Source organism: Kovacikia sp. CALU 1929 (genome assembly GCF_056784235.1).
Genome location: NZ_JBXBCF010000032.1, coordinates 1 through 1,379 on the forward strand (window position 1 = coordinate 1; position 1,379 = coordinate 1,379).

Annotated in this window: 1 protein-coding gene; it reads right to left on the reverse strand. The window is 47.1% G+C overall.

Annotated features, from left to right (window positions below; genetic code table 11):
* Positions 1-218: 218 nt before the first annotated feature.
* Positions 219-1,202 (reverse strand): iron-siderophore ABC transporter substrate-binding protein, encoded by a 984-nt coding sequence (locus AC1S52_RS02535; RefSeq protein WP_482027472.1) that lies wholly within the window; start codon positions 1,200-1,202, stop codon positions 219-221.
* Between the last annotated feature and the right edge of the window lie 177 nt (positions 1,203-1,379).

Genomic DNA, 1,379 nt, shown 5'->3' on the forward strand with positions numbered 1-1,379 from the left:
GTTTGTCATTTTCTAAGAAGCTCGAAAATCACATTGGTGCGATTTGGAACTTCATCCATCACTACAACCAGAAGATTCGAGAGAAATTACAACGCGAGCAGATGACTGATTTTTCCCTATCCTTTACCTAATGGCACTACCCAACAAGGTTTAGCTGCACCAGAGCATGAAGCTTTTGTCCAGCAGTTATCAAAGTGAGTTGAAGAATAAAATACAATTTACGGTTGCTCCACAAAGTATTTGAATAGGTCATCCACAACCCGATTGGCTACCATCAAACCGCAGCAACCCCAGTATTCGGGCACTTCATAAACTCGATTTTGTTGAACTACTTTTAATTGAAACCAGAGCGGGTCTGCTTTTAAGGTTTGCAAACTTTGTTCAGAGTTGGCAGCACCGCGATCGCCAAACACAAACAACACATCTGCATCCACATCAGGAATCCGTTCATGGCTAATGTTAATTTGCACATGTCGCCATACGCCCTTCTCCTGATGAATGTCGATATATTGCTGGCTGGCTGGACGAGAGATGCCTGCTTCCTCCAAAATATTGCCGGGAAAGGAACCCCGCTGCATCATGCCAATGCCAAGTTGGTGCAGCCGAATTAATGAGACGGTGGTTTGTTGCCAGCGATCGCCAATCCTGGCTCTAAAACTTGCCAATCGCTGATCATAATTTGCCAAGAGAGTTGCAGCACTATCCGATTTTCCAATGGTTTGACCCACGAACCGCACTATATCGCGCACCTCTCGCCCATGATTGAAGTCATACACGACCGTTGGCGCAATCTCAGAGAGTTTGGGATAGATAGCCTCGTGATACCAGGAGAACGCCAGAATCAGGTCAGGTTTGAGCAGCAGAATTTTCTCAATCGATGGCTGTTGCGGTCTACCCAGGAGGGGTACTCCCATCAGGCGATCGTCCAGGTAGGCTGAGAAAGGATTGGCAGTTCCTACAGGCTTCACGCCTAAAGCCAGCACCGTATCCAGCCCAAATCCATCCAGGGTAACAATACGCTGGGGGTGCAGCGGTACGCAGGTTTCCCCCATGATGTGCTGCACCATTCGGCAATGGTCTGGTTTGGTTGCCGTTCTCCCAACCTTTGAGGTGTTCTGGAATGAATCACGCTGGCAGGCTGAGATCACAAGAATGCTACAAACCAGACAGAGACAGAATTTAACCCAGCGAACCCATCGCATACCTAAAACTGATAGATAACACTTGCCGTCACACTAAGAAGCTGTTTGTAAATGTTAGTTAAGCAGTTTTTGGCTTCCTCGTTCGGCGGTTGTTTGTTAAGCGGCGGAGCATTAATCGAATCATAACCACATAAATCATGCCTTCATGATTTTCGGGTAAGGTTTCGTAGTCCCTTG

What these genes read in the sequence shown, in the direction of transcription:
- AC1S52_RS02535 (WP_482027472.1), bottom strand. Translation starts at nt 1,202, where the DNA reads ATGCGATGGGTTCGCTGGGTTAAATTCTGTCTCTGTCTGGTTTGTAGC.